Below are 5,380 nucleotides of genomic sequence, written 5' to 3'. Positions count from 1 at the left end.
ACCCCTCTCTGCCCCTGTCGGGGCATCTCCCCCTCAAGGGGGGAGATTGAAAGGAGCGCGGGGCAAAAGCCGGGTACCATCACAGTCCCCAGAGCTTGCCCTCGGCGCATTCCAGGCTGTTGCCGGCGGGGTCGCGGAAATAGATCGAGCGGGCGCCGTTCGGCCAGAGGAAATCGCTTTCTATGGCGATGCCGTTTTCGTTGAGGCGATCGAGCATGGCGGCGAAATCGTCGTTCTTCAGCCGGAAGCAGACATGGCCCTGGCCCCGGCCGCCATGGGCGGGAACGGGCAGGGCGTCCGCCGCCGCGGGCTTTTCGGTTTCGTCCGGATTGAAGATCAGCAGAACGCCCGGTCCGCAACGGAAGAAAATATGCCGGTCGCCGGCACGTGAAATCTTTTCCAGCCTCAGCACGCCGCCGTAAAACGCTTCTGCTGCGTCGAGGTCGTCGACGTAAAGCGCGGTTTCCAGAACGGCGGCGATCGGGCTTTCCATGGCGTTACGCGCCCTCGACGGTCTTCTTCTGGAGATCGACGAGCTCGGCAATGCCGTTTCTGGCGAGGTCCAGCAGCGTCAGGAACTCGTCCTGGCTGAACGGCTTGCCTTCGGCGGTGCCCTGGATCTCGACGATGCCGCCGGTTCCGGTCATGACGAAATTGGCGTCGGTTTCGGCGGAGGAATCTTCCAAATAATCGAGGTCGATGACCGGTTGATCGGCGAAAATGCCGCAGGAGATCGCCGCGACATGGTCCTTCAGCACTTTGCCGGTCTTGACCATGCTGCGCGCTTCCATCCATTTCAGGCAATCGTGAAGCGCGATCCAGGCGCCGGTGATGGAGGCCGTGCGGGTGCCGCCATCGGCCTGGATCACGTCGCAGTCGACGCTGATCTGGCGTTCGCCCAGCGCTTCGAGATCGACGACCGCGCGCAGCGAACGGCCGATCAGACGCTGGATTTCCAGCGTGCGGCCGCCCTGCTTGCCGGCGGAGGCCTCGCGGCGCATGCGCTCGCCGGTGGCGCGCGGCAGCATGCCGTATTCGGCCGTCACCCAGCCCTTGCCGCCATTACGCAGCCACGGCGGCACGCGCTCTTCCAGCGAGGCGGTGCACAGAACATGGGTGTCGCCGAACTTCACCAGGCAGGAGCCTTCGGCGTGCTTGGAGAAGCCGCGCTCGAACGAGACTTTGCGCATCTGGTTGAGTTGTCTGCCTGATGGCCGCATGGTGGGATCCTTCCGGTTGCTTTTGGCCGCGTTCTACGGGCATGCGCCCGCTTTTGCAAAGAAAAACGCGTCGCCGACACGGGTCAATTGCGTGGCGACGCCTTCGCACTATATTAGGCGGGAAGCTTTCTCACGTTTCGGCAAAGAGTGCATGACCACAAATCGCAAAGCAAAGGTTGATATGCCCGCCATCTCGCTCGATGACCGTTCGCGCGAGGTCTTCCGCCGCATTGTCGAAACCTATCTGGAGAGCGGCGAGCCGCTCGGCTCGCGGAACCTGTCGCGGCTTCTGCCGATGTCGCTGTCGCCGGCCTCGGTGCGCAACGTCATGAGCGATCTGGAAGAACTCGGCCTCATCTATGCGCCCCACATCAGCGCCGGGCGGCTGCCGACCGAAAGCGGCCTGCGCTTCTTCGTCGACGCCTACATGCAGATCGGCGACCTGGCCGAGGGCGAGCGCGCTGAAATCGAGCGCCAGATGGGCCGCGTTGGCAGCGGCCAGCCGGTGGAGACGCTGCTGGACGAGGCGAGCCAGATGCTTTCCGGCATGTCGCGCGGCGCAGGGCTGGTGATGACCTCCAAGAGCGACACCGTGCTGAAACATGTCGAATTCATCCGTCTGGAGCCGACCAAGGCGCTGGCCGTGCTGGTGGGCGAGCACAACCAGGTCGAAAACCGGATCATCGATCTGCCGGCCGGCACCACCTCGTCGCAACTGACGGCGGCGGCGAATTTCCTGAACGCGCACCTCAACGGCCAGACCCTGCCGGAGCTGAAATCCGTGCTGACGCGGCTGAAGGACCGGGTGCGCCAGGAACTCGACCAGCTGTCGCAGGATCTCGTGGGGCGCGGGCTTGCCGTGTGGTCGGGAAGCGCCGAGGACGGCAATCCGGGGCGGCTGATCGTGCGCGGGCGCGCCAACCTGCTGGAAGGGGTGGCCGATGCCGCCGATATCGACCGGTTGCGCATGCTGTTCGACGATCTCGAAAAGAAGGACAGCCTGATCGAGCTGATCAATCTCGCCGAAAGCGGCTCGGGTGTCAGGATTTTCATCGGCTCGGAAAACAAGCTGTTTTCGCTGTCGGGCTCGTCGCTGGTGGTCGCGCCCTATCGCGACAGCGACAATCAGGTCGTCGGCGCGGTCGGCGTGATCGGGCCGACGCGCCTTAATTATGCCCGGGTGGTGCCGATGGTGGATTATACCGCGCATCTGCTGTCGCGGCTTTCCAGCACGCGCTGATCGCGACGACCCCATATCAGCCCTTGATTTTTCAAGGCCGAACCTCGATATCGGGGCTCAAGAAATTCACCATTGAAATGAAATCTGCGGAGACGTCATGACCGACGAGACCAAGAAAAACGGAACTGACGAACAAATCAAGGAAACGGTGCTCGATCTCGAAGCCGAGATGGATGCCGCGGCCGCCGAGGATATCGCCGAGGAGGCTCAGCCCGAGCCCGATCCGCTTGAGGTCCTGAAAGCCGAGAACGAAAAGCAGCGCGACCAGCTTCTGCGCCTTGCCGCCGAAATGGAAAACCTGCGCCGCCGCACCGCCCGCGACGTCAAGGACGCCAAGGCCTATGCCGTGACCGCGTTCGCCCGCGATATGCTGAGCGTTTCCGACAATCTGCGCCGCGCGCTGGATGCGATCCCGGAAGACAAGCGCACAGAGGAGATCAAGGGCTTCATCGAGGGCGTCGAGATGACCGAACGCTCGATGCTGTCCGGTCTCGAACGCCACGGCGTCAAGAAGATCGAGGCCGAGGGCGCGCGCTTCGACCCCAATATCCATCAGGCGATGTTCGAGGTTCCAAACCCGGAAATCCCCGCAAACACGGTAGTTCAGGTCGTCCAGGCCGGCTACATGATCGGCGAACGCGTCCTGCGCCCGGCCATGGTCGGCGTCTCCAAGGGCGGCCCGAAGCCGGAAGCGGCCCAGCCGACAGACGAAGCGCCGAAGGACGAGTGATTTCGCCGGGGCGGCGGTCGTTGCGAGGTTTTCTCTCCCTCTCGGTCGAGTAATTATTGGCTATTTTTCTCACCCACGACCCAAGTTCGAGTATGCCGTCGATCCCCGTTCGGCGTCATCCTCGGGCTTGACCCGAGGATCCAAGCACCTCGCCCCGCGACTGGCGTCTGCGGATAATAACCCGTGAAACTCCGCTCACTCCTCTCGCGACAGACGTGGTTAGATGCTCGGGTCAAGCCCGAGCATGACGTAATTTATGGGGAGGGGCTGCTAAAAAACGAGGGCAAGAGCCCTCAAGCCGCCGAGGAATCCGGGTCCGAATTCAAAAACGCGTAGATCGCGCTGTCGCTGTCGGAAGCGCGCAGCTTGCGGGTGAGCTCTTGGTCGCGCAAGAGGCGGGCGACGCGTGAGAGCGCTTTCAGATGGTCCGCGCCGGCGCCTTCCGGGGCCAGCAGCAGAAAGGCGAGGTCGACGGGCTGGTCGTCGAGCGCGTCGAAATTGACGGGATGCTGAAGCCTGGCGAACACGCCGGCAATGTGGTCGAGCTTCGGCAGCTTGCCGTGCGGAATGGCGATGCCGTTGCCGACGCCGGTGGACCCCAGACGCTCGCGCTGCAGGACCACGTCGAAGATTTCACGCTCCGGTATACCGGTCACGGCTTCCGCGCGGGCGGCGAGTTCCTGCAGCAATTGCTTCTTGGAATTGGCCTTGAGGGCGGGGATGATCGCTTCCTGTTTCAGCAGGTCGTCGAGTGCCATGTCCTGGTATCCTGGCGTGAAAAGCGGACGCCTTGCGGCGCCCGCCGGTTTGAGGGTCAGCCCTGAATGCCGGCTGTGTCGATCCAGCCGATATTGCCATCCGGGCGGCGATACACAATGTTCAGCGTCTTGTTGTCCGGGTTGCGGAACAACATCAGCGGCTTGTCGGTCATGTCGAGCGCCATGACGGCGGTGGCGACAGCCATGGTGCGCACCTCGGCCTTGGCCTCGGCGACGATCGCCGGCGCGTAGTCTTCCGGAATTTCGTCGTCGTTTTCGGGCGGCGTGTCCATCACCGAATAGGCGAACTCGGCGGAAACGGCCTGGCCGTTGTGGTGATCCTTGAGCTTGCGCTTGTAGCGGCGCAGGCGCTTGGCGATCCGCTCGAAGGCTGCCTCGAAAGCGGCCTGGGGATCATGCGCCTTGCCGGCTGCGTGCAGCACGGCGCCGCTGTCGAGATGGACCTTGCAATCGGCCTCGAAGCCGCCGCCGGCCTTTTCCACGGTCACCTGGCTGGAATAGCCCCCGTCGAAATATTTGGTGACCGCTTCCTCGATCTGATCCTCGATTTTTTGGCGGAAAGCCTCGCCGACTTCCATTTGCTTGCCCGAGACGCGAACACTCATGGTTATGCCCTTCTTCTTGTGTTTCCACGAGCCACTTTAGGCCAAGCTTCGATCTCCTCCAAGAGGGTCGGATCACTGGCCCTGTTGGCAGTGTGATGACAAACGGCCATCAATATCTATTTGGGCTTTTTTCAGCCGTTTGCCAGCGGGAAATCTGCAATTCGTTCCGCGTTCTTCATGCCGTCCGTCCATTGGGCTCGCCATCTCGGCGCCGGCGTCCGGCCATGAAACCATTCAAGTGTCGGTTCGCGCCCTTTGCGGCGGATGCTCTATCGTTCATGGACCGCGAAGTCAATGCGACCCCGGTTTTGTCTGCTCTAACCGTTTTAACCGGCTGCAACCCGCGCAAGGGCCCGCTTCTCCCGGCGTCGCTGGACAGAGGAGGGGATGTTCATCGCCTCGCGGTATTTGGCAACCGTCCGGCGGGCGAGCGTGATCCCGTCCTCCTTCAGCACCGCGGCGATATCGTCGTCGGACAGCACCGCGGCCGGCGTCTCGTCGTCGATCAGCCGCTTGATCCTGTGGCGCACGGCTTCGGCGGAGTGGCTCTCGGCCTCGTCATCGGCCCCGGCGATCGAAACGGTGAAGAAATAGCGCAGCTCGAACAGCCCGCGCGGCGTGAGGATGTATTTGTTGGAGGTAACGCGGCTGACGGTCGATTCATGCATCTTGATCGCCTCGGCCACCGTTCTGAGATTGAGCGGGCGCAGATGATCGACGCCATGCCGCAGAAAGCCGTCCTGCAGGCGCACGATCTCGCCGGCGACCTTCATGATGGTGCGGGCCCGCTGGTCGAGGCTGCGGGT

Annotated in this window: 6 protein-coding genes and 1 pseudogene; 2 read left to right on the top strand and 5 right to left on the bottom strand. The window is 62.9% G+C overall.

Annotated elements, in window-relative coordinates; all coding sequences use genetic code 11:
- Positions 1-79 precede the first annotated feature (79 nt).
- Positions 80-493, bottom strand: a complete 414-nt coding sequence (locus B4E36_RS03055) for a VOC family protein (protein ID WP_292055676.1) — start codon at positions 491-493, stop codon at positions 80-82.
- Between the two features lie 4 nt (positions 494-497).
- Positions 498-1,220, bottom strand: a complete 723-nt coding sequence (rph, locus tag B4E36_RS03050) for a ribonuclease PH (RefSeq protein WP_292055675.1) — start codon at positions 1,218-1,220, stop codon at positions 498-500.
- A gap of 151 nt (positions 1,221-1,371) precedes the next feature.
- Between rph and hrcA the strand changes: the two genes are divergently transcribed.
- Together hrcA and grpE are read left to right on the top strand one after the other, a co-directional pair.
- A complete protein-coding gene (gene hrcA / locus B4E36_RS03045) occupies positions 1,372-2,460 on the top strand; it encodes a heat-inducible transcriptional repressor HrcA (RefSeq protein WP_018065562.1) in 1,089 nt (362 codons plus the stop codon).
- A gap of 97 nt (positions 2,461-2,557) precedes the next feature.
- Entirely contained in the window at positions 2,558-3,190 is a 633-nt protein-coding gene (gene grpE, locus B4E36_RS03040; protein ID WP_292055674.1) for a nucleotide exchange factor GrpE, read from the top strand.
- A gap of 293 nt (positions 3,191-3,483) precedes the next feature.
- Here the strand turns inward: grpE and ptsN are convergent, their stop codons facing one another.
- The 3 genes and pseudogenes from ptsN to B4E36_RS03025 form a co-directional block, all read right to left on the bottom strand.
- Positions 3,484-3,948 carry a PTS IIA-like nitrogen regulatory protein PtsN gene (ptsN, locus tag B4E36_RS03035; protein ID WP_018065559.1) on the bottom strand — a complete coding sequence of 155 codons (465 nt, stop codon included), beginning with the start codon at positions 3,946-3,948 and terminating at the stop codon, positions 3,484-3,486.
- A gap of 56 nt (positions 3,949-4,004) precedes the next feature.
- The gene (gene hpf, locus B4E36_RS03030) at positions 4,005-4,574 is read right to left on the bottom strand and encodes a ribosome hibernation-promoting factor, HPF/YfiA family (protein WP_026173602.1); all 570 of its coding nucleotides are present in this window, start codon (positions 4,572-4,574) and stop codon (positions 4,005-4,007) included.
- A 326-nt stretch (positions 4,575-4,900) separates the two neighbouring features.
- Positions 4,901-5,380: pseudogene (locus B4E36_RS03025) on the bottom strand (RNA polymerase sigma-54 factor); the annotation flags it as partial.

The sequence above is a fragment of the Martelella sp. UBA3392 genome (assembly GCF_002358775.1).
GTDB classification, from domain to species: Bacteria; Pseudomonadota; Alphaproteobacteria; order Rhizobiales; family Rhizobiaceae; genus Martelella; species Martelella mediterranea.
Note: the sequence above shows the minus strand (reverse complement) of the source record. Positions and strands in the feature narration are given on the sequence as shown.